The following is a 24,612-nucleotide window of genomic DNA, read 5'->3' on the forward strand; positions in this document are numbered from 1 at the left end:
AAACAGCGCGATGTGAAGCTCGGCCCATGAACGTGACGACCGAGGAGAACCACCCCCAGCCGCGCCTCCCCGACCTGCCGGTCCCCGACCGCATCGAGCGCCTCACCCCCGACGCCGTACGCACCCACGCCCCCACCGGCCTCGCCGCGCTCCTCGTCGACGCCGTGGACGGCGGGGCCTCCGTCGGCTTCCTGGCGCCCCTGGAGGCCGCGGAGGCGGCTGCCTGGTGGACCGGGGTCGCGGAGGAGGCCGGGGAGGGCGTACGGGACGTCTGGGCGGCCCACGGGCCCGACGGCGGCCTGACCGGTGTCGTCACCCTCGTCCGCTCCGGCGCCGCCAACGGCCGGCACCGCGGCGAGATCGCCCGGCTCCTGGTGCACTCCTCCGCCCGGGGCAGGGGCCTCGGCCACCGGCTGCTCGCCACCGCGGAGGCACACGCCACCGCCACCGGCCTCAGCCTGCTCGTGCTCGACACCCGGACCGGCAGCCCGGCCGAGCGCCTCTACCGGGGAGCGGGCTGGACGGCCGCCGGGACGATCCCCGACTTCGCCGCCGACCCGGCAGGCACCCTCCGCTCCACCACGCTGTACTACAAGCGTCTCGGATAGGCCCAGGGCACGCGGAAGGGCCCCGGAGGCGGCATCGCCTCCGGGGCCCTTCCCACACATCGTCCGCCTACGGCAGCTGTGCCGCCCGCGCCTCACGGCTCTCACGCCGGTTGCCGCGGAAGGTGTTCACCCGACGGGCCGTCGCGAAGAGGGGGATCACGGCGCCCATCACGACCTGGAGCGCGCAGCCGGTCTGGAGCAGGAACTGCCCGCCCGGGGCGTCGAACGCCCAGGCCGCCAGCATGCCCATCGCGCCGACGATCCAGCTGAGCATCGCCACCGCGAGGACACCCCGCGGCTTGGGGTACTCGACCCGGCTCACCATCAGCCAGGCCACACCGATGATCGCGAGCAGCGTCGGGATGAACGGCAGCTCCAGGAGCACGATCGAGACCACCGTCAGCGCGCCGAAGGGGCTCGGCATGCCCTGGAACATGCCGTCCTTCATGGTCACGCAGGAGAATCTCGCCAGCCGCAGCACCACCGCGAGCAGCACCACGATCGCGGCCACCGCCGAGACCTTCTGCTGCGCGTCGTCCGCGACCATCCCGTACACGAGTACGAAGTAGGCCGGGGCGAGACCGAAGCTGATCAGGTCCGACAGGTTGTCGAGCTCGGCACCCATCGGCGACGAACGCAGCTTGCGGGCCACGATGCCGTCGAAGAGGTCGAAGATCGCCGCGCACAGCATCAGGATCACGGCGGTGGCGGCGCTGTTGCGCGCCATGCCGGACTCGGTGCTGCCCGTGAGGTGCGGGATGAGGATGCCGGTGGTGGTGAAGTACACCGCCATGAATCCACAGGTGGCGTTACCGAGCGTGAGGGCGTCCGCTATGGACAGCCTCAGCGACAGCGGCATCTCCTCGGCCTCTTCGGCCGCCTCGTCATCGGTGCCGGAGGCCCAGTCGGCGGCCCGTGTGTCGGGATCAATCACGGTCAATGCGAGTCACCCCCGCCGTGGTGGCCTGGCCGACCTCGACGGCGACCTCGACACCCTCGGGGAGGTAGATGTCGACGCGCGAGCCGAAGCGGATCAGACCGATGCGGTCACCCTGCTCGACCTTCGTCCCCTGCGGGATGTACGGCACGATGCGCCGGGCGACGGCGCCCGCGATCTGCACCATCTCGATGTCGCCGAGCTCGGTGTCGAAGTGCCAGACAACGCGCTCGTTGTTCTCGCTCTCCTTGTTGAACGCCGGGACGAACCCACCGGGAACGTGCTCCACGGACGTCACGGTGCCGGCCAGCGGCGCCCGGTTGACGTGGACGTTCAGCGGGCTCATGAAGATGGCGACCCGGGTGCGTCCGTCCTTCCACGGCATGATGCTCTGCACCACACCGTCGGCGGGGGAGATGACCCGGCCCTGAGCGATCTCACGCTCGGGGTCGCGGAAGAACCACAGCATGCCGGCCGCGAGAGCGGTGGTCGGCACGGCGATGGCCGCGGCCCGCCTCGACTTGCGCGCGCGCACGAGGCTGAGCGCCGCGGTGGCGACGGTCGGCAGAAGCCACGGCGATGCTCCGCGCGCGAGGCGTACGCCCGGGAGGCTGTCGCGGTGTGCAGAGGTTTGGCTGTGGGGCATGGATGACCTTCGTAGCGGATGATGCCGCACTGGCAAGGGGGACGGCGGCTTTCCCGCGATGCTATCGGTTGCGGGGCGCAACTGGGTAAGCCAGGAACCGAGTCGACGGCCGGAAGACGAACACAGGGTGTGATCTTCTTCGCGGCCGAATCGACTCAAAGCCGACAATCACCCCTGGAATCGGTACTCCTCGAGGAGCCGGCGACCAATGATCATTTTCTGGATCTCGGCGGTACCTTCACCGATGAGCAGCATCGGCGCCTCGCGGTAGAGGCGCTCGATCTCGTACTCCTTCGAGAACCCGTACCCGCCGTGGATGCGGAAGGCGTCCTCCACGACCTCCTTGCAGTATTCGGAGGCGAGGTACTTCGCCATCCCTGCTTCAAGGTCGTTTCGTTCCCCGGAGTCCTTTTTGCGTGCTGCGTTCACCATCATGGCATGCGCGGCCTCGACCTTGGTAGCCATCTCGGCGAGCTTGAACTGAATCGCCTGGTGCTGGGCGATCGGCTTGCCGAAAGTGTGACGCTGCTGGGCATACGAGACGCCCAGCTCGAAGGCACGCTGAGCGACGCCGCAGCCACGCGCGGCCACGTTCACCCGGCCGACCTCCACGCCGTCCATCATTTGGTAAAACCCTCGGCCGGTGGCCCCGCCGAGCACCCGATTGGCCGGAATGCGCAGTCCGTCCATGATGAGTTCGGTGGTGTCGACGCCCTTGTAACCCATCTTGTCGATCTTCCCGGGGATGGTGAGGCCAGGGCGGACCTCTCCGAAGCCGGCCTCCTTCTCGACGAGGAAGGTCGTCATCGACTTGTGGGGGGCGGTGCCCTCCGGGTGTCCTTCGTCACTTCGGACGAGAACGGCGACCAACGTGGACGTTCCGCCGTTCGTCAGCCACATCTTCTGGCCGTTCAGGACGTACTCGTCACCGTCCTTGACCGCCTTGGACGTGATGGCCGACACGTCCGAGCCGAGGGCGGGCTCCGACATCGAGAACGCGCCACGCGTCTCGCCGGCCGCCATCCGCGGCAGGAAGTAGTCCTTCTGCTCCTGCGTGCCGTGCTGCTTCAGCATGTACGCCACGATGAAGTGCGTGTTGATGATGCCGGAGACCGACATCCAGCCGCGGGCGATCTCCTCCACGCACAGCGCGTAGGTGAGCAGCGACTCACCCAGGCCCCCGTACTCCTCGGGGATCATCAGACCGAAGACACCGAGCTCCTTGAGCCCGTCGACGATCTGCTGCGGGTACTCGTCGCGGTGCTCCAGCTCCGTCGCGACCGGGATGATCTCCTTGTCGACGAAGTCCCGGACGGTCTTGAGGATCTCCTGCTGGACGTCGGTGAGCCCGGCGGTCTGGGCGAGTCGGGCCATGGCTACTTCCCCTGTTCCTTGAGCTGGGGGCGGCCGGGCTGCTCGCCGCCGCGCTCCTTGATGTACGTCTCGGTCGGGACCATCACCTTGCGCCGGAAGACGCAGACGAGGGTGCCGTCCTGCTTGTAGCCCTTGGTCTCGACGTAGACGATGCCGCGGTCGTTCTTCGACTTCGACGGGGTCTTGTCGAGGACCGTGGTCTCGCCGTAGAGGGTGTCGCCGTGGAAGGTCGGCGCCACGTGCCGCAGCGACTCGATCTCCAGGTTGGCGATGGCCTTCCCGGAGACGTCGGGGACGGACATGCCGAGCAGCAGCGAGTAGATGTAGTTGCCGACGACGACGTTCTTGCCGAAGTCCGTCGTGTTCTCGGCGTAGTTCACATCCATGTGCAGCGGATGGTGGTTCATCGTCAGCAGGCAGAAGAGGTGGTCGTCGTACTCGGTGACCGTCTTCCCGGGCCAGTGCTTGTACACGGCGCCGACTTCGAACTCCTCATAGGTGCGTCCGAACTGCATGGCCCTACGCCTCCGGGATCTCGAACTTGCTGGTGCGCTGCATGCCGGCGGCACGGCCCTTGCCGGAGATGACCAGGGCCATCTTGCGGGAGGCCTCGTCGATCATCTCGTCGCCGAGCATCGCGGAGCCCTTCTTCCCGCCGGCCTCGGACGTGTAGTAGTCGTACGCGTCGAGGATCAGCTCGGCGTGGTCGAAGTCCTCCTGCGAGGGCGAGAAGATCTCGTTCGCGGCGGCGACCTGGTCCGGGTGCAGCACCCATTTGCCGTCGAAGCCCAGGGCGGCGGCGCGCTGCGCGACGGCCTTGTAGCCCTCCTGGTTGCGGATCTGCAGGTAGGGGCCGTCGATCGCCTGGAGGTTGTTGGCGCGGGCGGCCATCAGGATGGCCATCAGGATGTAGTGGTACGCGTCGGCGCCGTAGCCGGGCGGCTGCTCGCCGACGACCAGCGACTTCATGTTGATGGAGGCCATGAAGTCGGCCGGGCCGAAGATGATCGTCTCGACGCGCTGGGAGGCCTGCGCGATCGCGTTGACGTTGTTCAGGCCCTGGGCGTTCTCGATCTGCGCCTCGATGCCGATCTTGCCGACCTCGAAGCCCATCGTCTTCTCGATCTGCGTGAGCAGCAGGTCGAGCGCGACGATCTGCTGGGCGTCCTGGACCTTCGGCAGCATGATGCAGTCGAGGTTCTGGCCGGCGCCCTCGACGACGGTGACGACGTCACGGTACGTCCAGTGGGTCGTCCAGTCGTTGACGCGGACGACGCGGGTCTTGCCGGTCCAGTCGCCCTCGTTCAGGAACTTCACGATGGTGTGCCGGGCCTCGGGCTTGGCCAGCGGGGCGCACGCGTCCTCCAGGTCCAGGAAGACCTGGTCGGCGGCGAGGCCCTGGGCCTTCTCGAGGAAGCGCGGGTTGGAGCCGGGGACCGCCAGGCAGGAGCGGCGGGGGCGGAGCCGGTTCACGGGGCTGGTCATGCGGGGACCTCCGTACGTTCAAGGGGGCTGAGCTTGTTAGCTGTCCGGATCTCGTCGACGATACGGCCGATGATCTCCGTGATACCGAAGTCCTTCGGTGTGAAGACGGCGGCCACACCCGCGCGCTTCAGTTCTGCGGCGTCGGCGTTCGGGATGATCCCCCCGACGATGACCGGCACGTCGGTCGCGCCCGCCTCGCGCAGGCGGTCCAGGACGTCGGGGACCAGCTCGGCGTGCGAACCGGAGAGGATCGACAGACCGACGCAGTGCACATCCTCGGCGAGGGCCGCGTTCACGATCTGTTCGGGGGTCAGCCGGATGCCCTGGTAGACCACCTCGAAACCGGCGTCACGCGCGCGTACGGCGATCTGCTCGGCCCCGTTGGAGTGCCCGTCCAGGCCCGGCTTGCCGACGAGCAGCCGCAGCCGCCCGCAGCCGAGCTCCTCGGCGGTCCGCGCCACCTTCTCCCGTACGAGAGCCAGCGGCGTGCCCGCCTCGGCCGTCACCGCGACCGGGGCCGAGGACACGCCCGTCGGGGCGCGGAACTCGCCGAAGACGTCCCGCAGCGCCCAGGACCACTCCCCGGTCGTGACGCCCGCACGCGCGCACTCCAGGGTGGCGGCGAAGAGGTTGCCGTCACCGGCAGCCGTCGCCTTCAGCTTCGCCAGGGATTCCTGGGCGCGGGTCTCGTCGCGGTCGTCGCGCCACTCGTGGAGGGCCGCGACGACCCGCGCCTCGTTCGCCGGGTCCACCGTCATGATCGCGGTGTCCAGGTCGGCGGTGAGGGGGTTCTCCTCGGTCGCCTGGAAGATGTTGACGCCGATGATCTTCTCGTCGCCGGCCTCGATCCGGGCGCGCCGCTCGGCGTGCGAGGAGACGAGCTGCGACTTGAGGTAGCCGGACTCGACTGCGGCCATCGCGCCGCCCATCTCCTGGATCCGCCCGATCTCGGCCAGGCACTCCTCGACGAGCGACTCGACCTTGGCCTCGATCACGTGCGAGCCGGCGAAGATGTCCTCGTACTCCAGGAGGTCGGACTCATGGGCGAGGACCTGCTGGATGCGGAGCGACCACTGCTGGTCCCACGGCCGGGGCAGGCCGAGGGCCTCGTTCCAGGCGGGCAGCTGCACGGCCCGCGCGCGGGCGTCCTTGGAGAGGGTGACGGCCAGCATCTCCAGGACGATCCGCTGGACGTTGTTCTCCGGCTGAGCCTCGGTCAGACCGAGCGAGTTGACCTGCACGCCGTAGCGGAACCGGCGCTGCTTCTCGTTCTCGATGCCGTACCGCTCGCGGGTGACCTGGTCCCAGATGCGGCCGAAGGCGCGCATCTTGCACATCTCCTCGATGAAGCGGACGCCCGCGTTCACGAAGAACGAGATACGGGCGACCACCTCGCCGAAGCGGTCCGCCGGGACCTGCCCGGAGTCCCGTACCGCGTCGAGCACCGCGATCGCGGTGGACATCGCGTACGAGATCTCCTGGACCGGAGTGGCCCCCGCCTCCTGCAGGTGGTAGCTGCAGATGTTGATCGGGTTCCACTTCGGGATGTTGTTCACCGTGTAGGTGATCATGTCCGTCGTGAGGCGGAGCGAGGGGCCGGGCGGGAAGACGTGCGTCCCGCGCGACAGGTACTCCTTCACGATGTCGTTCTGGGTGGTGCCCTGGAGCCGGGTGACGTCCGCACCCTGCTCCTCCGCGACCACCTGGTAGAGCGCCAGGAGCCACATCGCCGTGGCGTTGATGGTCATCGAGGTGTTCATCTGGTCCAGGGGGATGTCCTGGAACAGCCGCCGCATGTCACCGAGGTGCGAGACGGGGACCCCGACCCGGCCGACCTCGCCGCGGGCGAGGATGTGGTCGGGGTCGTACCCGGTCTGCGTCGGCAGGTCGAACGCGACCGAGAGGCCGGTCTGGCCCTTGGCGAGGTTGCGCCGGTACAGCTCGTTGGACGCCTCGGCGGTCGAGTGACCGGCGTACGTCCGCATGAGCCACGGCCGGTCCTTCTGACGCTCAGTCATGTGTCGCCCCGGGCTCAGATGTTGCGGAAGCGGTTGATGGCGTCGATGTGCTTCTCGCGCATCTCCGGGTCGCGCACGCCGAGGCCCTCCTCGGGGGCGAGCGCGAGGACGCCGACCTTGCCCTGGTGCAGGTTGCGGTGCACGTCGTAGGCGGCCTGGCCGGTCTCCTCCAGGGAGTAGACCTTCGACAGGGTCGGGTGGATCTTGCCCTTGGCGATCAGGCGGTTGGCCTCCCACGCCTCGCGGTAGTTGGCGAAGTGCGAGCCGATGATCCGCTTGAGCGACATCCACAGGTAGCGGTTGTCGTACTCGTGCATGTAGCCCGAGGTGGAGGCACACGTGGTGATGGTGCCGCCCTTGCGGGTGACGTAGACGCTCGCGCCGAAGGTCTCGCGGCCGGGGTGCTCGAAGACGATGTCGATGTCCTCGCCGCCGGTGAGCTCGCGGATGCGCTTGCCGAAGCGCTTCCACTCCTTCGGGTCCTGGGTGTGCTCGTCCTTCCAGAACTTGTAGCCCTCGGCGTTGCGGTCGATGACCGCGTCCGCGCCCATGGCCCGGCAGATGTCGGCCTTCTCGGGGGAGGAGACGACACAGATCGGGTTGGCGCCGCCGGCCAGCGCGAACTGGGTGGCGTACGAACCGAGCCCGCCGCTCGCGCCCCAGATCAGGACGTTGTCGCCCTGCTTCATGCCGGCGCCGTTGCGGGAGACCAGCTGGCGGTACGCGGTGGAGTTGACGAGGCCGGGGGAGGCGGCCTCCTCCCAGCTCAGGTGGCCGGGCTTCGGCATCAGCTGGTTCGACTTGACGAGGGCGATCTCCGCCAGGCCGCCGAAGTTGGTCTCGAAGCCCCAGATGCGCTGCTCGGGGTCGAGCATCGTGTCGTTGTGGCCGTCCGAGGACTCCAGCTCGACGGAGAGGCAGTGGGCGACGACCTCGTCGCCGGGCTTCCACGAGTTCACGCCGGGGCCGGTGCGCAGCACGACGCCCGCGAGGTCGGAGCCGATGACGTGGTACGGCAGGTCGTGGCGCTTGCTGAGGTCGCTGAGCCGGCCGTAGCGCTCCAGGAAGCCGAAGGTCGACACCGGCTCGAAGATCGAGGTCCAGACCGAGTTGTAGTTGACCGAGCTGGCCATGACGGCGACAAGGGCCTCGCCCGGGCCGAGCTCGGGCAGCGGCACGTCGTCGAGGTGCAGCGACTTGCGCGGGTCCTTGTCGCGGCTGGCGAGCCCGGCGAACATCTCGGCCTCGTCCTTGTGGACGGTGACCCCTCGGTACGACTCGGGGAGCGGGATGTTCGCGAAGTCGGCGGACGTGACCGCGGCGGAGCCGCTCGATGTCACAGTCTGGGACTGGATCGCGTCCAGGATGTCCTTCACGGGGATGCCTCCGGCGGTGCGGCGTCCGAGGGGGACGCGCTGGGGGTTACGTCTGGGAGCTGCTGTGGAGGTGTGCCGTCGGTTCGGCGGGTCGAGCGGTGGCGGCGCCTGGTGGGCGCGAGGGGTGCCTGTGACGCAGGCGTCCGGGCGCACAATCACGATCGCTTGTGGGGACAGCCGGCGCACGAGGAGACCTCTGCGCGCCGGCCGCCCGGACAACATCAACGTATGGCACGCCGTGTCACCTGACAAGGCACTGCGTGCCAACAATTTCACTCATATGCAATCTGCCGGTCACATCTGAGCGATGATCGATCGAAGGGCTCCTCAAAACGGACGAAAGCCGCCCCGATGGGGCGGCTTTCACGGCGTGTGGAACGGGAAGCGGTCAGGCCTTCCGGAGAGCCTGCTGGATCGTGCGCATGACCTCGTCCAGGGGCGCGTCCGTACGGGCCACGGCGACCACGACGTCGCCCTCGGTGGACGCCATGGCGGCGGGGGCCGGGGAAGCCGGCTGCGGAGAGGTGGTGGGCCGCGCGCCTATGCCCGAGCCGAAGGTCTCCCGGACGATGGCGAAGGCGTGGTCCAGCTGGGCCTCCACGTCGCCCTGGCCGCCCGCCCGCAGCCAGCGGCGCAGGACGTGGTTGTGGGCCGTGACGACCGCCGACGCGGCCACCTCCGCGAGCAGCGGGTCGTCGTTGCCGTCGTGGTGGTCGCGCTCGTCGAAGTGTCCGAGGAGATAGCGGGTGAACAGGCGCTCGTAGCGGGCCACCGAGGCGATCTCCCGCTCCCGCAGCGTCGGCACCTCGCGGGTGAGCCGGTACCGCTCCACGGAGACCGCCGGGGACCCCGCGTACATCTTCATGACTTCCTTGATGCCCCGGCACACCGTGTCGAGCGGGTGCTCGTGCGGCGGGGCCGCGTTCAGCACGGCCTCGGCCCGCACCAGCGTGTCGTCGTGGTCGGGGAAGATCGCCTCTTCCTTGGAGCGGAAGTGGCGGAAGAAGGTCCGCCGCGCGACCCCGGCCGTGGCCGCGATCTCGTCGACCGTCGTGGCCTCGTACCCCTTGGTCGCGAAGAGCTCCATCGCGGCGGCGGCGAGCTCCCGGCGCATCTTGAGCCGCTGCGCGGCGGCACGGGTACCCGCCGCGCTCTCCGGAGCGTCGGACGAGGAGGTGGCACGGGGTGTCTTCGCGGCCTTGGGCATGGTCCGAACGTACTGCATCGGTGGGAGAGTGTGCCCAGGTGGGGGCGGGGAGCCCCCCGGGACACCGGTGGTGCCCGGGAGGCTCAGGAGACCGCCCCAGCCGGCCGCTCCGGGCTCAGCGTCGGGCATATTCGCGGAAGCCGCGCCCCGTCTTGCGGCCCAGGCAGCCCGCCGCCACCAGGTGCTCCAGGAGCGGCGCCGGGGCCAGGCCCGGGTCGCGGAACTCGCGGTGCAGCACCTGCTCGATCGCGAGCGAGACGTCCAGGCCGACCACGTCGAGGAGCTCGAACGGGCCCATCGGGTAGCCGCCGCCCAGCTTCATCGCCGCGTCGATGTCGTCCAGGGTCGCGTAGTGCTCCTGGACCATCTTGATCGCGTTGTTCAGGTACGGGAAGAGCAGCGCGTTCACGATGAAGCCGGCCCGGTCGCCGCAGTCCACCGGGTGCTTGCGGATCTTCGTGGTGACCTCGCGCACGGTCGCGTGGACGTCGTCGCCGGTCAGGACCGTACGGACGATCTCGACCAGCTTCATCGCGGGCGCCGGGTTGAAGAAGTGCATCCCGATGACGTCCTGCGGGCGCGAGGTGGCGCGGGCGCAAGCCACGACAGGCAGCGAGGAGGTCGTGGTGGCAAGCACCGCGCCCGGCTTGCAGATCTTGTCGAGCCGCGCGAACAGCTCCTGCTTGACCGCCAGGTCCTCGGCGACCGCCTCGACGGCCAGGTCGACCTCGGCGAAGGCGTCGAGCGTGCCCGCCGCGGTGATCAGGGCCAGCGTCGTGTCACGGGCCTCGCCCGTCATCCGCCCCTTCTCGACCGAGCGGGCCAGGGACTTGGCGATCCGGGCCTTGGCCGTGTCCGCCTTCTCCTGGGAGCGGGCGGCGAGCACGACCTCGTAACCGGCCTTGGCGAAGACCTCGGCGATGCCCGAGGCCATGGTGCCCGAGCCCGCGACACCCACGGAGCGGACCTTGCGGCCCGCCGCGGCCTCCGCGGAGCCGAGCGGGGTCAGCGCGTCCCGCACCACCTCGCCGGAGCCCGGCGCCTCGTACGTGTAGAAGCCGCGGCCCGACTTGCGGCCGGTCAGACCGGCCTCGCTGAGCTGCTTGAGGATCGGGGCCGGGGCGTGCAGCCGGTCGTGCGAGTCCGCGTACATGGCTTCCAGGACCGTACGGGCGGTGTCGACGCCGATCAGGTCGAGCAGCGCGAGCGGGCCCATCGGAAGGCCGCAGCCGAGCCGCATCGCCGCGTCGATGTCCTCACGGGAGGCGTACTTGGCCTCGTACATGGCGGCGGCCTGGTTCAGGTAGCCGAAGAGCAGCCCGTCCGCGATGAAACCGGCCCGGTCGCCGACCGCCACCGGTTCCTTGCCGAGGTCGAGGGCCAGTCGGGTGACGGCGTCGACGGCCCGCGGGTCGGTAAGGACGGAGGAGACCACCTCGACCAGCTTCATCGCCTGGACCGGGGTGAAGAAGTGCAGCCCGATGACCCGCTCGGGGTGCGCCGAGTCGGCCGCGAGCCGGGTGACGGAGAGCGCGTTGGTCCCGGTGGCCAGGATGGCGTCGGGCCGCACGATGCCGTCGAGGGCCCGGAAGACCTCGTGCTTCGCCTCGTACGACTCGGGCACGACCTCGATCACCAGGTCGGCCCCGGCGGCCGCCTGGAGGTCGGAGAAGGTACGGAAGCGGGCCAGGACGTCCTGCCGCTCCTCCTCGGTGATCCGCTCGCGGGCCACCGCACGGGCGGTGGAGGCCTCCAGGGCGGCGACGGCCTGGGCGGCGGCGGTGTCGCTGATGTCGATGCCGATGACCTCGCGGCCGGCGCGGGCCAGGACATCGGCGATACCGGTGCCCATGGTGCCGAGACCGACGACGGCGATGGTGGAGAGAGGGGTGTCCATCAGGGGACTCCTGAGAGGAAGAGTGACGACTGAGGGCAGTGCGTGCCAGGCGGTACGTGAGGGGAGTGCCGCTGAAATCGCACGAGGAGAAGTCGTGCGGGCGAAGTCGAGCGGGAGAAGTCGCGGGGGTCACGCGGGCAAAGGCCCGAAGAAAGGGCGTGCCCGGTGAAAGGGGCGACGGACTCTGTCCCGGAGCCACGTCGAAACTGCCGAACCGACGAAACGCTCACCGCGGCTGCGTCACCAGGCCGTGGCGAGAAGTGCGGGTGGTGCCCGCTCACCTGAGACTAACCGGCGGGTAACGAGCGCGCCAGTCCCGGGAAGTTGGGGAAAGTGTGATCTGGATCGCGGATAGGCTCGGATTCATGGAATACGCCGAGGATCCGGAATTCTGCTCGATGATCGATCGATTGCGGGACGAGATCCGGAATGACACCGGAAAGATCCCCACGGCATTCGAACATCTCGCGCGAACCGCCGATTCCGAAGAGCTGCTCGGCGTCCTCACCGCGCCCGCGCAGCCCCTCTGGGCCCGCGAGATCGCCGCCTACACCCTCGGCGTCGCCGGTGACCCCCGCGCCTTCGAGGCGCTCGTACTCCTCCTCAACCACCGCGACCCCGAGCGCTGCGTCACCGCCGCCCACGCCCTGACCCGGCTCGGTGATCCGCGCACCGCCCGCGCGGCCGCCGCCCTCGCCACCAACGAACTCCGGGTCGCCTACGCCCTGCTGCCGGTGCGGCTGCTCGCCGAGCTCCGTGCCCCCGAGTCCGTCCCGGCCCTGATCACCGTCCTCGAACGGCGCCTTCCCGCCGACGACCCCCACTGGCGGGTCGGCCTCGCCTGCGTCGAGGCCCTCGGAGCGCTCGGGGATCCCCGGGCCCGTCCCGCCCTGGAGGCCGCGCTTCCGCACCCGCGGCTGGGCGCGGCGGCCGAGCGGTCACTGGGCCGACTCGGCACCGCCCACTGACCGAAGACGCGGACGGGAGGCGCCGAGCGCGTCGAACTCTGGCGACTGATCCGACGGCCGTTCCGTCCTCCGCTCCGGAACCAGGGCGAACGCCTCTATCTCCATGAGCAGTTCCGGGCGGACCAGCGCCGACACCTGCACCGCCGAACTCGCCGGCAGCGGCGCCCCCGCGAAATGCGCGTCCCGTGCCTCCCGCACCGCCGGGAGGTGCGCCACGTCCGTCACGAAGTACGTGAGCTTCACCACGTCCCCGAACCCGGCGCCCGCCGCGGCGAGACAGCGGTCCAGGTTCGCGAAGACCTGCCGGGCCTGCGCCACCGCGTCCCCCTCCCCGACCACCGCGCCCGAGGCGTCGAGGGCGCACTGGCCGGATATCGCGACGAAGCGGCCCGTCCCCCACACGACATGGCTGTACTGCGGGCTGGCGGCGATGCCGTCGGGTGCGGGGACATGGGTGAGGTGGCTCGTCATGTCGGACATCCTCGCGCACGCCACTGACAATGCCCGCGTCCCAGGGGCGCGGGCATGGTCAGCAGGTGTACGGCGACGTCAGCGCACGTGGCCGAGGAACCCGTGCAGGGTGGCGCCGGCCGACTCGGCGCTCGGGGCGGCGGCCCGGCCGCCGGACTTCTGCCCGGTCGCGCTGCCCGGCTTCTGGCCGTCCTTCGCGCCGGCCGGGGCGGCGGGCTCAGGTTCCGGCTCCGGCAGCGCGGCGCATACCGCGTCCACCTCGGCGTCGCCCTCGGCGCGCGGGACCTTCCCCGTGGCGAGATAGGTCGCCAGGTGCTCGTCCATGCAGTCGTTGCCGCCGAGCGTCACCCCGTGGTTGCCGCCGCCCGCCTCGACCACCAGGCTGGAGCCGCGGATCAGCCGGTGCAGGGCGACCCCGCCCTCGTACGGCGTGGCCGCGTCGTCCGTCGCCTGGAGGATGAGGACCGGCGGCACCTGGTCGTTGGTCACGTCCGGCGGGGTCAGGGACTCCACCGGCCAGAACGCGCACGGCGCGTTGTACCAGGCGTTGTTCCAGGTGGAGAAGGGCGCCTTGGCGTGCACGTCCCAGTTGTCCTTGCGCCAGACGCTCCAGTCGCGGGGCCAGGCCGCGTCCCGGCACTGCACGCTCGTGTACACCGAGTACCCGTTGTCGGCGGCGGCGTCGGCCTCTCCGTACCGCTCGTACGCCTCCGTCAGCGGCACCGCGTCGGCGTCGTTGACGTAGGCGGAGAACGCGCTCGCGAGGCGCGGCCAGTAGCCGTTGTAGTACCCGCCGGGCAGGAAGGTGTCCTCCAGCTCGCCCGGGCCGACCTTCCCGCCGGCCGGGGCCTCGCGCAGCGCGTCGCGCATCCGGTACCAGGCCGCCTCGACCGCCGCCGGGTCGGTGCCCAGCTTGTACACGGCGTCCTGCCGGGCCACCCAGGCCATGAAGTCCTTGTGGCGGGTGTCGAAGGCGTAGTCCTGCGCGATGTTGTCCTCGTACCAGACGCCGTGCGGGTTCACGACGGAGTCGAGCGCCATGCGCCGTACCCGGTCCGGGTACAGCCGCGCGTACACGGTGCCGAGGTAGGTCCCGTAGGAGTAGCCGAGGTAGTTGATCTTCGGGGCGCCGAGCGCGCGGCGGATGGCGTCCAGGTCCCGTGCGGTGCTCACGGTGTCGATGAACGGCAGCACGTCCGCGTACTTCTTGCCGCATGCCTTCGCGAAGTCCTGGGCGCGCTCGACCGCGACCCGCTCGCTGTCGGCTCCGCTCGGCACCGAGTCCGGGCGGACCGGGTCGAAGTGGCCGGGCCGGCAGTCGAGCGCGGGCTCGCTCTTGCCGACCCCGCGCGGGTCGAAGCCGATGACGTCGTACTCGGCGGCCACCTTCGGGGGCAGCGAGGCCGCCACGTACCCGGCCATCATCCGCCCGCTGCCGCCGGGCCCGCCCGGGTTCACGAGCAGCGGCCCCTGGAAGGTCTTCGCGGTGTGCGGGACCCGGGTGAGGGCGAGGGTGACGGTCCGGCCTGCCGGGTCGTCGTGGTCGAGCGGCACCTTCAGGGTGCCGCACTGGAGCTTCGGATACGCCTTGGTGGCGCAGCCGGTCCAGGCGAGCGGGGGGAGCGGTCGGGGGGCCGGTTCACCGGCGCCCGCGGGGGCGGCCGGCAGGACGGTGACCGTCCCGGCGACCAGCGCTCCCGCGGCGATCAGCATTCCTGCGCGTGGGGTCATAGGGCGTTTGTGTCCCGAACCGGGCACGGAAGGACCTGTTTCGGCGAGAGTTGACCCGAAAGGAGGGGATTCCGACGGCGCGTCAGGTGACCGGTCCGATGATCGGACGGTCGTGGCCGTGATCAGGGCGGTGGTCAGAGGAGGGTGAGCTGCTCCGGTGCCGCCGCCGTCTCCGGTTCCTCCGGTACGGGGGTCCGGCGCGCCGCTCCCCGGTGCGCGGGACCGATCCCGAACTCGGCGGCGAGCTCGTGCACCTGACGGGTGATCCGGCGCTGGTACCAGGTCGGCGCGTAGGCCCCGTCCGCGTACATCCGCTCGTACCGCCCCACCAGGCCGGGGTGGTGGCGCCGCAGCCACTGCATGAACCACTCGCGGGCGCCCGGCCGCAGATGCAGTACGAGCGGGGTGACCGAACTCGCCCCGGCCTCGGCTATCGCGCGGACCGTGTCGCGCAGCTGCTCGGGCCGGTCGCCGAGGAAGGGGACGACGGGGGCCATCAGGACCCCGCAGTCGATGCCGTGCCCGCCGAGCGTCCGGACCACGTCGAGGCGGCGCTGCGGGGAGGGGGTGCCGGGTTCGATCGTGCGCCACAGCTCCTCGTCGGTGAAGCCGACGGAGACGGAGATGCCGACCTCGGTGACCTGGGCCGCCTGGGTGAGGAGCTCCAGGTCGCGCAGGATCAGCGTGCCCTTGGTGAGGATCGAGAACGGGTTCGCGTGGTCCCGCAGCGCCGTGAGGATGCCCGGCATCAGGCGGTACCGGCCCTCCGCCCGCTGGTAGCAGTCCACGTTGGTGCCCATCGCGACGTGCGCGCCCTGCCAGCGGGCGGAGGCGAGCTGGCGGGCCAGCACCTCCGGGGCGTTGATCTTGACGACGATCTGGGAGTCGAAGCCGAGTCCGGTGTCGAGGTCGAGATAGCTGTGGGTCTTGCGGGCGAAGCAGTACACACACGCGTGCGTGCAACCCCGGTACGGGTTGACCGTCCACTCGAACGGCATCCGCGAGGCGCCCGGCACCCGGTTGAGGATCGAGCGGGCCCGCACCTCGTGGAAGGTGATGCCCCGAAACTCAGGGGTGTCGAAGGTGCGGGTGGTGACCGCGTCCGTGCCGAACAGGGCGATGTCGGCGGGAGCGGCAGGGGTGTCGCCCAGATTGTCCCAGCGCATGGACGCCTCCTCGATGGCTCTGCTTCGACCGTTCGCTCAGAATAGAACACATGTTCCCTTGATCGCCGCAACCCGGATTTCGCGCCCCGGAGCCCACGTGGTTCTCTTGGCCCACACCCCTGAGGAACCACGAGCTGGAGGAAGTCAATGGCGCAGGTCGAGGCCACCACGGAACGGATCATCGCCGCGGACGCGGAGACGGTGTTCGACGCGCTGGCCGACTACAGCGGCACGCGCGCGAAGGTGCTCCCCGAGCACTTCAGCGAGTACGAGGTGCGCGAGGGCGGCGACGGCGAGGGCACCCTCGTCCACTGGAAGCTCCAGGCCACCAGCAAGCGCGTCCGCGACTGCCTCCTGGAGGTCACCGAGCCCACCGACGGGCAGCTCGTCGAGAAGGACCGCAACTCCTCCATGGTCACCACCTGGCTCGTGACCCCTGCCGGCGAGGGCAAGTCCCGCGCCGTCGTCACCACCGTCTGGGACGGCGCCACCGGCGTCGGCGGCTTCTTCGAGCGGACCTTCGCGCCCAAGGGTCTCGCCCGGATCTACGACGCTCTTCTCGCCAAGTTGGCGGACGAGGTCGAGAAGTAACGCCCGGAGCGTTCACCGATTCGAGTGGATCGCCCGCACCCCCGTCAGGGCGCCCCCTGTGCGCCGGGGGCGCGGGCCCCCTCGTAAACGCGCTGATGAGCGACCCAAGTGCGCCGTACCGCAGGGCCGTTCAGGTCTCCGGACGCCACTGACCTCCCGTACCGCCCGACTTGCTCCCCCTTCGTGCCCAATGCGAAGAATGGCGCGGCGCAGACGCCGTGACGAGGGGAGCAGTACGTGGGTGCGATCACGATGGCGAAGGCCGCCGAAGGCGCGGCGGGCGGGGCGGCCGCGGCGGGCGCCGACCCCCTCGTCCCGGCCGGCCCACCCGGCGGCCTCGCGCCACCGGCCGACCCCTCGCCGGCCGCCCTCGACCCCCGCCGCGTCCGGCTCGTCTTCTGCGGCCTCATGCTCGCGCTGCTCCTCGCCGCCCTCGAGCAGATGATCGTCGCCACCGCCCTGCCGAAGATCGTCGGCGAGCTCCAGGGCCTCGACCGGATGTCCTGGGCGATCACCGCGTACCTGCTGACCTCCACCATCGGCCTGCCGATCTACGGAAAGCTCGGCGACCTCCTCGGCCGCAAGAGCGTCTTCCTCTTCGCCATCGTCGTCTTCGTCATCGGCTCGGGACTCGCGGGCTGGTCCCGCAGCATGGACGAGCTCATCGCCTTCCGCGCCATCCAGGGCATCGGCGCCGGCGGCCTCATGATCGGCGTCCAGGCGATCATCGCCGACATCGTCCCCGCCAGGGAACGCGGCCGGTACATGGGCCTGATCGGCGCCGCCTTCGGCCTCGCCTCCGTCGCGGGGCCCCTGCTCGGCGGGTTCTTCACCGACCACGTCTCCTGGCGCTGGTGCTTCTACTTCAACGTGCCCTTCGGGCTCGTCACCCTCGCCGTCGTCGCCGTCGTCCTCAAGCTCCCCAAGCCCACGGCACGCGGCCGCTTCGACGTCCTCGGCGCGCTGCTCCTCGCCGCCGCCTCCACCTGCGTGGTGCTCCTGACCAGCTGGGGAGGCACCGAGTACGCCTGGGACTCCCGGGTCGTCCTCGCCCTCGCCTGCGGCGCCGCCGGAACGACCCTGCTCTTCCTGGTCGTCGAGCACTTCGCGCCCGAACCCCTCATCCCGCTGCGGCTCTTCCGCGACTCCGTCTTCACCGTCACCGCCCTCGTCGGAGCCGTCGTCGGCATCGCGCTCTTCGGCGCCGCCAGCTACCTCCCCAGCTTCCTGCAGATGGTCGAGGGAGCCACCGCCACCGAGTCCGGCCTCCTGATGCTGCCCCTCATGGGCGGCATCGTCGTCGCCTCCATCGTCTCCGGCCAGCTCATCAGCCGCACCGGCCACTACAAGATCTACCCGGTGGCCGGCGGCGCCGTCTCCGTCCTCGGCATGTGGCTGCTCTCCCGGATGGACACCGACACCCCGCGCCTCCAGCACAGCCTCTGGCAGGCCGTCCTCGGCACCGGGATCGGCCTCGTCATGCCGGTCCTCATCCTCGCCGTGCAGAACTCCGTACGCCCCGCCGACCTCGGCACCGCCACCAGCGCCCACAACTACTTCCGGCAGATCGGCGGCAGCGTCGGCGCCGCCGTCTTCGGCACCCTCTTCGCCTCCCGGCTCGACGACGCCCTCGGCGACCGGCTCGCCGGCGTCCTCGCGGGCGGCCCGACGGCCGTCCCGCCGGCCGAGTCGATCACCCCGCAGACGGTGCACACCCTGCCGCCCGCCGTCCGGGACGCCTACATCCAGGCGTACGCGGACGCGATGCCGCGGATCTTCCTCTACCTCGTGCCGGTCCTCGTGCTCGGCCTCGTCCTCGCCTTCTTCCTCAAGGAGAAACCGCTGGTGACCCACCACAGCCCCACCACCGAGGCCACCGGGGCCGACGACCTCGGCGGCGTCCAGGCCGTCCCGCACGCCCGGCACGCCGCCCCCGCTTCCGCGCCCGCCGCCCCGCCCCACTCCGGGCTCCCCGTCTGCGGCACCGTCCAGCACCACGACGGCAGCCGGGTCCCCCGGGCCGCCCTCACCCTCATCGACGTCCAGGGCCGGCAGGTCGGCCGCGGCGCCAGCGGCGAGGACGGCCGATACGTCCTGAGCGTCCCCGGCGGCGGCGCGTACGTCCTCATCGCCGCGGCCGGCGGACACCAGCCCCAGGCCGTCTCGGTCACCGTCGGCGACCGGCCGATCGAGCTCGACGTCGTCCTCGGCGGCGCGGGGCGGCTCGCGGGCAGCGTCGTCACCGCCGACGGGACACCCGTACGGGACGCGGCCGTCACCCTCACCGACGTCCGCGGCGAGGTCGTCGCCTCCACCCGCAGCGGACGCGAGGGCGGATACGTCATCACCGAACTGGTCGCCGGCGAGTACACCCTCGCCGCCAGCGCCCCCGCCTTCCGGCCCGCCGCGCTCCCGGTGAGCGTCCAGTCCTCCCGCGAGACCCGCCAGGACATCGAGCTGGCCGGCGGCGCCGTGCTGCGCGGCACGGTACGGGCCGGCGGCGGCCGCCCCGTCGAGGACGCCCGGGTCACCCTGCTCGACGCGGCGGGCAACGTCGTCGACACCCTCACCACGGGCGCCGACGGCACCTTCCGCTTCGTGGACCTGTCCTCCGGCGAGTACACGGTCATCGCCGCCGGCTACCCGCCCGTCGCGACCGTCCTCCAGATGGCCGGCGGCGGCCGCACCGAACGCGACCTCCAGCTCGGCCACCAGGACTGACCGGCCGTACTGCTGTACTCAGGGGGTGGTCGTCGCCTTGCGCAGCGCGCTGATGCAGGTGCCGATCGCCTCCTGGAGGGCTTCGAGGCGCTGGAGCATGTCGGCCTCGTAGATGTCCTCCTCCATCACCTCGTCGAGCGTCAGCTCCTCGAAGACCTTCGTCGCCTTCTGCAGGCTGTTGTAGAACTTCGTCCGCCGCTCCTGCACGCGCAGCGCCGGGTCCTCCTCGACCGCCTTGGCGACCAGGCCCTTCACCGTGTCGTACGCCTCACCGGCCCACTCGCCCGCCTCCTCCGAGTCGTCGAGCTCGTCGAGGAGGGACAGATGCCGCTCCGCCTCCGCCCGCAGCTCGGCCGGCGCTTCCACGGTCTGCCCGGCGGGGGTCTTGATCTGGCCGTTCTCGACGATCTGGCGCACGTACCCGATGCGGTCGGCCGCCTTCGCCTCGCTCGCCACCGCCTTCTTCAGATCGTCGGTACGCGCGATGGCGCGGGCCATCTCGGTCTGGAGGGCCGGGTCCTCCTTCATCCGGTCGAGCAGCGCGCCGCGCGCGGCCTCCGCCGTCCCCGGGTCGGCGAGGATCGCGGCCCGCAGCGCCGTCGGGTTCTCGGCGACCTCCAGGGCCTTCGTCGGCCGGATGCCCTCCGCCTCGGCCGCCGCGCTGATCGCCTGGCCGCGCACCGAGGAGGCGCTGTTGCGGGAGGTGTAGTACGAGAGCCAGACGTCCGCGTCGGGCAGCTCGATGTCCTCACCCGGGACGAGCACCTCGAACTGCGGGACCAGACCGTCGTCGGCCGCCATGTCCCAGGCCTTGTAGTGGCGCATGACCCGCTCCGGCGAGCACCCCGCGAGCTCCGCGAAGGCCTTCGCGGAGACCTTCTTCAGGGCCGTCCCCTCGGCGGCCTGACCGCCGGGCCGGACGCTCCGCGCCACCTTGAGCGCGAACGCCCAGCCGCCGGTACGCGCGTACACCCCGAATTCCCGAGCGTCACGGACGACGACGGGGTCGAGGTCGGCGGCGGCTGGGGTCTCGTCGGGCTCGGGGTCGGGGTCGGGCTCGGGTGCCGTGGTGGCTTCCGGCTGCTGTACCCAGAAGTCCTCCCCGGAGGGCTCGGGGCCGGCGGGGGCGGGGATGGTGGAGGAGGTGTCGGACGGGTCGAGGGCGATGGTCACCGAGAGCACTCCGGAAGGTCGGGTACGACAACTGCGGCCGACAGCCTATACGCACCCCTTGGCGACGTTTCGCCCGTTTCCATGCCTCCGGGCCTCCGGGCCTCCGGGCTCCGGGCCTCCGAAAATGGATGGCGCGGTGAGCGGCTGACGTACAGGATGCTGCCATGACCTACGGAATCGAGTCCCACCGCGCGCGATGAGCGCACCGTACGAGCGCCCGACGCTCGCACCTTCCCTGTACGCGTACGCCAAGGGCCTGCGCGACCGCGACCCCGACGGGCTGCCGCCCCGGGGCGGACACCCCCTCCCCGACACGGCACGGCCCCCGAGCCGCAGGAACACCGCCTTCCGCCACCGCGAGGCCCGCGCCGCCGTCACCGACACACTGCTCCCGTTCCTCGACGCCCCGGACCCCGCACGCGCCGCCGCCGAGGCGGAATGCGCGCTCGCCGCGACGGGTGTCGTCCGCGAACAGGGCACCTTCCTCGCCGCCATGGCCGTCGAACCGCCCGACGAACCGGCCGCCCGAGCACGCGCCCGATCGTTCGCCCGGCACCTCGTCCGGACCGGGACGACCGTTCTCGGAGTAGCGGCCGGGCTCGGGCTCCTGAGCCGGCTCGGCGAACCCGAGGACGTCCCGTACCTGCGCGTCCTCGGCCTCCTCGACGGTCTCGGCAACTCCGTCGACGGGGCTCTCGCCCCCCTGGACCGGTCGGCCGCCGCCGCGGTGTGGCTGATCGGCCGGATCAGGGGCGACGAACTCCGCGGCCTTGTCGACGCCCTGGCCGCCGACGACCGCGCGGCCGTGCGCGACCGGCTCACAAGCCTCCCCACGCGGGCGCGGGGCATGGGCCCCGAGATCGCCCGGCGGACCGCCGAGGCTGTCGGCCTCGCCGGCCTCCTCCGGGCGGACCCGGACCACCCCGGGCTCCTCGCGTCGGCCGTGCACCTCCTCGCCCGGATGACCAGCAGCCGGGACTACCACGCCGAGATCACGCGGTACGCGGACGCCGTCGACCTGTACGGGACGGTGGCCGCCCACGCCCATCGACTGCCCCGCGACGTGGACCAGCGGGCCCGGCTGCTCACCCTCGCCCTCGACCTGCACAGCGGCCCCTCGTACCTCCTGCCCTGGCCGCCGGGCCGACGTGAGGCGCTCCACCGCACCCTCCTGGACACGGCGGCGTGGTCCGGGAAAGCTCCCACCGACCCGGACGGACGGCGCCGCGCCGAGTGGATCCGCCGTACGGCACGCCAGCTGCGGGCCGCTCCGGCGGACCCGCACCGGTTCCGGATCGAGGTGGCCGTCGCCGACCCCGGCGACCCGGACGTCGTCGAGACCCGCATCCTGATCGACGGGCGCCCACTCGTGCCGGAGGCCTTCGGCCCGGGGCCGGGGGACTCCCCCGAGCGGCTCCTCGACAGCGGCGCGCTCCGGGCCGCTCCCGAGCCCCGGGAGGTGCGTCTCGCCGAGGCGTACTGCACCGAGGGCTGCTGCGGCGCGCTGTACGTGACGGTGCGCCGCGAGGGCGGGCACGTCGTGTGGAGCGACTGGCGGCGGCCGAGTGGTGCGGCCGGGCGGCCGGACCTCCCGACGTACCGCTTCGACGCCGCCGCGTACGACGCGGAGGTCGCGCGCGCCGAGCACGACCACGGCTGGGCCTGGCCGGCCCGGCGCACCGCCCGGCTGATCGCTGCGGGGCTGCGCGACCAGCCGGACCTCGTCACCCGTTGGGGCCTCCAGGAGGGCTGGATCAGCACCGACTTCCACGAACCGGACACGACCCTGGTCACCTTCACCGGGCCGCCGCTCGGCAGACCGGGCCGGAACACGGCGGAGGGGGAGACCCGCCAGTTCCTGTGGCGGCTGCCGGACGACGGCACCCCGCCGGAGGTCCGCGCGGCGGAGACGTTGCGCCTGCTGGCCGAAGGGGACCCCAGGGCCTACGTGGAGCGCTCGTAGCGGCCCGTACCGCCGTCCCGGTGACTGCCAATGGTCCACTCCAACGACGGTTATCCACAGGGGTGGTGGGGCTGCCGGGCGGCGCGTACGGTGCCAGACATGAAGATCCTCATCAGCGCCGACATGGAGGGCGCGACCGGTGTGACCTGGCCCGCCGACGTGCTGCCCGGCACGCCCCAGTGGGAGCGGTGCCGGGCGATGTTCACCTCCGATGTGAACGCCGCCGTGCTCGGCTTCTTCGACGGAGGCGCGGACGAGGTCGTCATCAACGAGGCGCACTGGTCCATGCGGAACCTGCTCCTGGAGCGGCTCGACGAGCGGGCCGAGATGCTGACCGGCCGGCACAAGGCGCTCTCGATGGTGGAGGGCGTGCAGCACGGCGACGTCGACGGCATCGCCTTCGTCGGCTACCACACGGGCGCGGGCGCCGAGGGCGTCCTCGCCCACACCTATCTCGCGAACTCCATCACGGGCGTCTGGCTCGACGGCGAGCGGGCGAGCGAGGGCCTGCTCAACGCCCGGGTGGTCGCGGAGTACGGCGTCCCCGTCGTCCTCGTCACCGGCGACGACCTCACCTGCGAGGACGCCCTCGGCTATGCGCCCGAGGCCCCGAAGGTCGCCGTCAAGGACCATGTCTCGCGGTACGCGGCGGTGTGCAGGACCCCGGCCAGAACCGCCGCCGACATCCGGGCGGCGGCGAAGAGCGGCGCCGCGCTCGCCGTGCGCCACGAGCCCGTCCGGGGCGGCCCCTTCACTGTGGAGCTGGAGTTCGACGCCGACCACCTGGGCGCCGCCGCCACGGTGGTTCCCGGCGTGGCGCGGAGCGGCGAGCGGCGCGTCGCGTACACCAGCGGGACGATGTACGAGGCAATTCGCACGTTCAAGGCGGTCACGACCATCGTCTCGGCCGCGGTGGAGGAGCAGTATGGCTGAGGAGCTCCGGGGCCCGGACACGACAGCGCTCGACGAGGTGGTCGCCTTCACCTCCGAGCTCATCCGTATCGACACCACCAACCGGGGCGGCGGCGACTGCCGTGAGCGGCCCGCCGCCGAGTACGTCGCCGAACGGCTCGCCGGCGCCGGGATCGAGCCCACCCTCCTGGAGCGGACCCCCGGCCGTACCAACGTGGTGGCACGCATCCCCGGCACCGACCCCTCGGCCGAGGCCCTCCTCGTCCACGGCCATCTGGACGTCGTGCCCGCCGACCCCGCCGAGTGGAGCGTCCATCCCTTCTCCGGGGAGGTCCGCGACGGGATCGTGTGGGGGCGCGGCGCCGTCGACATGAAGAACATGGACGCGATGGTCCTGGCCGTCGTCCGCTCCTGGGCCCGGCAGGGCGTCCGGCCCCGCCGCGACATCGTCCTCGCCTACACCGCGGACGAGGAGGCCAGCGCCGACGACGGCTCCGGTTTCCTCGCCGACCGGCACGCCGCGCTCTTCGACGGCTGTACGGAGGGGATCAGCGAATCCGGGGCGTTCAGCTTCCATCCGCAGCCCGGCACCACCCTCTACCCGATCGCCGCGGGGGAGCGGGGCACCGCCTGGCTCAAGCTGACCGCCCACGGCCGCGCGGGCCACGGCTCCAAGGTGAACACGGCCAACGCCGTCACCCGCCTCGCCGACGCCGTCGCCCGGATCGGCTCCCACACCTGGCCGGTCCGCCTCACCGCGACCGTCCGGGCCGCCCTCACCGAACTCGCCGCGCTGTACGCCATCGACATGGACACCCGCGCACCCGACCTCGACGTGGACCTGCTCCTCGACAAGCTCGGGCCTGCCGCCGCCCTCGTCGAGCCGACCGTCCGCAACAGCACCAACCCGACGATCCTGGACGCCGGTTACAAGGTCAACGTCATCCCGGGCCAGGCCGTCGCCTACATCGACGGGCGGACACTGCCGGGCACCGAGGAGGAGTTCGCCGCGACCATGGACCGGCTCACCGGCCCGGACGTGGAGTGGGAGTTCCACCACCGCGAGGTCGCCCTCGAGGCCCCCGTGGACTCACCGACCTTCGCCAAGCTGCGGGCCGCCGTCGAGCGCTTCGACCCGACCGGGCACGTCGTGCCGTTCACGATGTCCGGCGGCACCGACGCCAAGCAGTTCTCCCGGCTCGGCATCACCGGCTACGGCTTCTCGCCGCTGCGGCTGCCGCCGGGCCTCGACTACGGGGCCCTCTTCCACGGCGTCGACGAACGTGTCCCCGTGGACGCCCTCCACTTCGGCGTCCAGGTGCTCGACCACTATCTGAAGTCGGCGTAGGACGTGACAGGTCCGCGCGA

General features: G+C 71.2%; 19 protein-coding genes and 1 pseudogene. 7 read left to right on the forward strand and 13 right to left on the reverse strand.

Going from position 1 to position 24,612, the window contains the following annotated elements:
* Positions 1–26 precede the first annotated feature (26 nt).
* Entirely contained in the window at positions 27–608 is a 582-nt protein-coding gene (locus ABT034_RS05850) for a GNAT family N-acetyltransferase (RefSeq protein WP_351211644.1), read from the forward strand.
* A 67-nt stretch (positions 609–675) separates the two neighbouring features.
* Here ABT034_RS05850 and pssA read toward each other — a convergent pair whose 3' ends face one another.
* From pssA to ABT034_RS05895, 9 genes are all read right to left on the reverse strand, one after another.
* Positions 676–1,542 carry a CDP-diacylglycerol--serine O-phosphatidyltransferase gene (gene pssA / locus ABT034_RS05855; RefSeq protein WP_351212057.1) on the reverse strand — a complete coding sequence of 289 codons (867 nt, stop codon included), beginning with the start codon at positions 1,540–1,542 and terminating at the stop codon, positions 676–678.
* Entirely contained in the window at positions 1,535–2,191 is a 657-nt protein-coding gene (locus tag ABT034_RS05860) for a phosphatidylserine decarboxylase (protein WP_351211646.1), read from the reverse strand. The genes pssA and ABT034_RS05860 overlap by 8 nt, the downstream gene beginning before the upstream one ends.
* Positions 2,192–2,359: 168 nt before the next feature.
* On the reverse strand, positions 2,360–3,565 hold the full coding sequence (locus ABT034_RS05865) for an acyl-CoA dehydrogenase family protein (protein ID WP_351211648.1): 1,206 nt from the start codon (positions 3,563–3,565) through the stop codon (positions 2,360–2,362).
* A 2-nt stretch (positions 3,566–3,567) separates the two neighbouring features.
* Positions 3,568–4,080, reverse strand: coding sequence for a MaoC family dehydratase (locus tag ABT034_RS05870; RefSeq protein ID WP_351211650.1), 513 nt, complete (start codon positions 4,078–4,080; stop codon positions 3,568–3,570).
* A gap of 4 nt (positions 4,081–4,084) precedes the next feature.
* Positions 4,085–5,050 (reverse strand): HpcH/HpaI aldolase/citrate lyase family protein, encoded by a 966-nt coding sequence (locus ABT034_RS05875; RefSeq protein ID WP_351211652.1) that lies wholly within the window; start codon positions 5,048–5,050, stop codon positions 4,085–4,087.
* Positions 5,047–7,068: an ethylmalonyl-CoA mutase gene (locus ABT034_RS05880; RefSeq protein ID WP_351211654.1), complete on the reverse strand. Its 2,022-nt coding sequence runs from the start codon at positions 7,066–7,068 to the stop codon at positions 5,047–5,049. The genes ABT034_RS05875 and ABT034_RS05880 overlap by 4 nt, the downstream gene beginning before the upstream one ends.
* A gap of 14 nt (positions 7,069–7,082) precedes the next feature.
* On the reverse strand, positions 7,083–8,444 hold the full coding sequence (ccrA, locus tag ABT034_RS05885) for a crotonyl-CoA carboxylase/reductase (protein WP_351211656.1): 1,362 nt from the start codon (positions 8,442–8,444) through the stop codon (positions 7,083–7,085).
* Between the two features lie 388 nt (positions 8,445–8,832).
* Entirely contained in the window at positions 8,833–9,669 is an 837-nt protein-coding gene (locus ABT034_RS05890; RefSeq protein ID WP_351211658.1) for a TetR family transcriptional regulator, read from the reverse strand.
* Positions 9,670–9,766: 97 nt separating this feature from the next.
* Complete coding sequence (locus ABT034_RS05895) at positions 9,767–11,548, reverse strand: 3-hydroxyacyl-CoA dehydrogenase family protein (protein WP_351211660.1); 1,782 nt, start codon at positions 11,546–11,548, stop codon at positions 9,767–9,769.
* Between the two features lie 365 nt (positions 11,549–11,913).
* Here ABT034_RS05895 and ABT034_RS05900 point away from each other — a divergent pair, with 365 nt between their 5' ends.
* Positions 11,914–12,516 carry a HEAT repeat domain-containing protein gene (locus ABT034_RS05900; protein WP_351211662.1) on the forward strand — a complete coding sequence of 201 codons (603 nt, stop codon included), beginning with the start codon at positions 11,914–11,916 and terminating at the stop codon, positions 12,514–12,516.
* 69 nt (positions 12,517–12,585) lie between these two features.
* On the opposite strand, the pseudogene ABT034_RS05905 reads toward ABT034_RS05900, so the two are convergent.
* The 3 genes and pseudogenes from ABT034_RS05905 to ABT034_RS05915 form a co-directional block, all read right to left on the reverse strand.
* A pseudogene (locus ABT034_RS05905) lies at positions 12,586–12,987 on the reverse strand (RidA family protein); the annotation flags it as partial.
* Between the two features lie 78 nt (positions 12,988–13,065).
* Positions 13,066–14,718, reverse strand: coding sequence for an alpha/beta hydrolase (locus ABT034_RS05910; protein WP_351211664.1), 1,653 nt, complete (start codon positions 14,716–14,718; stop codon positions 13,066–13,068).
* Positions 14,719–14,852: 134 nt separating this feature from the next.
* Positions 14,853–15,884 carry an Rv2578c family radical SAM protein gene (locus ABT034_RS05915; RefSeq protein WP_351211666.1) on the reverse strand — a complete coding sequence of 344 codons (1,032 nt, stop codon included), beginning with the start codon at positions 15,882–15,884 and terminating at the stop codon, positions 14,853–14,855.
* Between the two features lie 147 nt (positions 15,885–16,031).
* Between ABT034_RS05915 and ABT034_RS05920 the strand changes: the two genes are divergently transcribed.
* The gene (locus tag ABT034_RS05920) at positions 16,032–16,475 is read left to right on the forward strand and encodes an SRPBCC family protein (RefSeq protein WP_351211668.1); all 444 of its coding nucleotides are present in this window, start codon (positions 16,032–16,034) and stop codon (positions 16,473–16,475) included.
* Between the two features lie 252 nt (positions 16,476–16,727).
* Positions 16,728–19,196, forward strand: coding sequence for an MFS transporter (locus ABT034_RS05925; protein WP_502972815.1), 2,469 nt, complete (start codon positions 16,728–16,730; stop codon positions 19,194–19,196).
* A gap of 18 nt (positions 19,197–19,214) precedes the next feature.
* Here ABT034_RS05925 and ABT034_RS05930 read toward each other — a convergent pair whose 3' ends face one another.
* Entirely contained in the window at positions 19,215–20,369 is a 1,155-nt protein-coding gene (locus ABT034_RS05930; RefSeq protein WP_351211672.1) for a hypothetical protein, read from the reverse strand.
* Between the two features lie 196 nt (positions 20,370–20,565).
* On the opposite strand from ABT034_RS05930, the gene ABT034_RS05935 reads away from it, so the two are divergent.
* The 3 genes from ABT034_RS05935 to ABT034_RS05945 all read left to right on the forward strand — a co-directional run bounded on the left by ABT034_RS05935 (position 20,566) and on the right by ABT034_RS05945 (position 24,592).
* Complete coding sequence (locus ABT034_RS05935) at positions 20,566–22,332, forward strand: hypothetical protein (protein WP_351211674.1); 1,767 nt, start codon at positions 20,566–20,568, stop codon at positions 22,330–22,332.
* A gap of 99 nt (positions 22,333–22,431) precedes the next feature.
* A complete protein-coding gene (locus ABT034_RS05940) occupies positions 22,432–23,265 on the forward strand; it encodes a M55 family metallopeptidase (protein WP_351211676.1) in 834 nt (277 codons plus the stop codon).
* A complete protein-coding gene (locus ABT034_RS05945; RefSeq protein ID WP_351211678.1) occupies positions 23,258–24,592 on the forward strand; it encodes a M20/M25/M40 family metallo-hydrolase in 1,335 nt (444 codons plus the stop codon). Before ABT034_RS05940 ends, ABT034_RS05945 begins: the two co-directional genes overlap by 8 nt.
* The last annotated feature ends 20 nt before the right edge of the window (positions 24,593–24,612 follow it).

This window comes from Streptomyces sp. NPDC002773 (assembly GCF_040295605.1).
In the GTDB taxonomy this organism is placed as follows: Bacteria; Actinomycetota; Actinomycetes; order Streptomycetales; family Streptomycetaceae; genus Streptomyces.

What these genes read in the sequence shown, in the direction of transcription:
- ABT034_RS05895 (WP_351211660.1), bottom strand. Translation starts at nt 11,548, where the DNA reads ATGGACACCCCTCTCTCCACCATCGCCGTCGTCGGTCTCGGCACCATG.
- ABT034_RS05870 (WP_351211650.1), bottom strand. Translation starts at nt 4,080, where the DNA reads ATGCAGTTCGGACGCACCTATGAGGAGTTCGAAGTCGGCGCCGTGTAC.
- ABT034_RS05945 (WP_351211678.1), top strand. Translation starts at nt 23,258, where the DNA reads ATGGCTGAGGAGCTCCGGGGCCCGGACACGACAGCGCTCGACGAGGTG.
- ABT034_RS05865 (WP_351211648.1), bottom strand. Translation starts at nt 3,565, where the DNA reads ATGGCCCGACTCGCCCAGACCGCCGGGCTCACCGACGTCCAGCAGGAG.
- ABT034_RS05860 (WP_351211646.1), bottom strand. Translation starts at nt 2,191, where the DNA reads ATGCCCCACAGCCAAACCTCTGCACACCGCGACAGCCTCCCGGGCGTA.
- ABT034_RS05925 (WP_502972815.1), top strand. Translation starts at nt 16,728, where the DNA reads ATGGCGAAGGCCGCCGAAGGCGCGGCGGGCGGGGCGGCCGCGGCGGGC.
- ABT034_RS05910 (WP_351211664.1), bottom strand. Translation starts at nt 14,718, where the DNA reads ATGACCCCACGCGCAGGAATGCTGATCGCCGCGGGAGCGCTGGTCGCC.
- ABT034_RS05890 (WP_351211658.1), bottom strand. Translation starts at nt 9,669, where the DNA reads ATGCAGTACGTTCGGACCATGCCCAAGGCCGCGAAGACACCCCGTGCC.
- ABT034_RS05900 (WP_351211662.1), top strand. Translation starts at nt 11,914, where the DNA reads ATGGAATACGCCGAGGATCCGGAATTCTGCTCGATGATCGATCGATTG.
- ABT034_RS05915 (WP_351211666.1), bottom strand. Translation starts at nt 15,884, where the DNA reads ATGCGCTGGGACAATCTGGGCGACACCCCTGCCGCTCCCGCCGACATC.
- ABT034_RS05935 (WP_351211674.1), top strand. Translation starts at nt 20,566, where the DNA reads ATGAGCGCACCGTACGAGCGCCCGACGCTCGCACCTTCCCTGTACGCG.
- ABT034_RS05880 (WP_351211654.1), bottom strand. Translation starts at nt 7,068, where the DNA reads ATGACTGAGCGTCAGAAGGACCGGCCGTGGCTCATGCGGACGTACGCC.
- ABT034_RS05875 (WP_351211652.1), bottom strand. Translation starts at nt 5,050, where the DNA reads ATGACCAGCCCCGTGAACCGGCTCCGCCCCCGCCGCTCCTGCCTGGCG.
- ABT034_RS05850 (WP_351211644.1), top strand. Translation starts at nt 27, where the DNA reads ATGAACGTGACGACCGAGGAGAACCACCCCCAGCCGCGCCTCCCCGAC.
- ABT034_RS05920 (WP_351211668.1), top strand. Translation starts at nt 16,032, where the DNA reads ATGGCGCAGGTCGAGGCCACCACGGAACGGATCATCGCCGCGGACGCG.
- ABT034_RS05940 (WP_351211676.1), top strand. Translation starts at nt 22,432, where the DNA reads ATGAAGATCCTCATCAGCGCCGACATGGAGGGCGCGACCGGTGTGACC.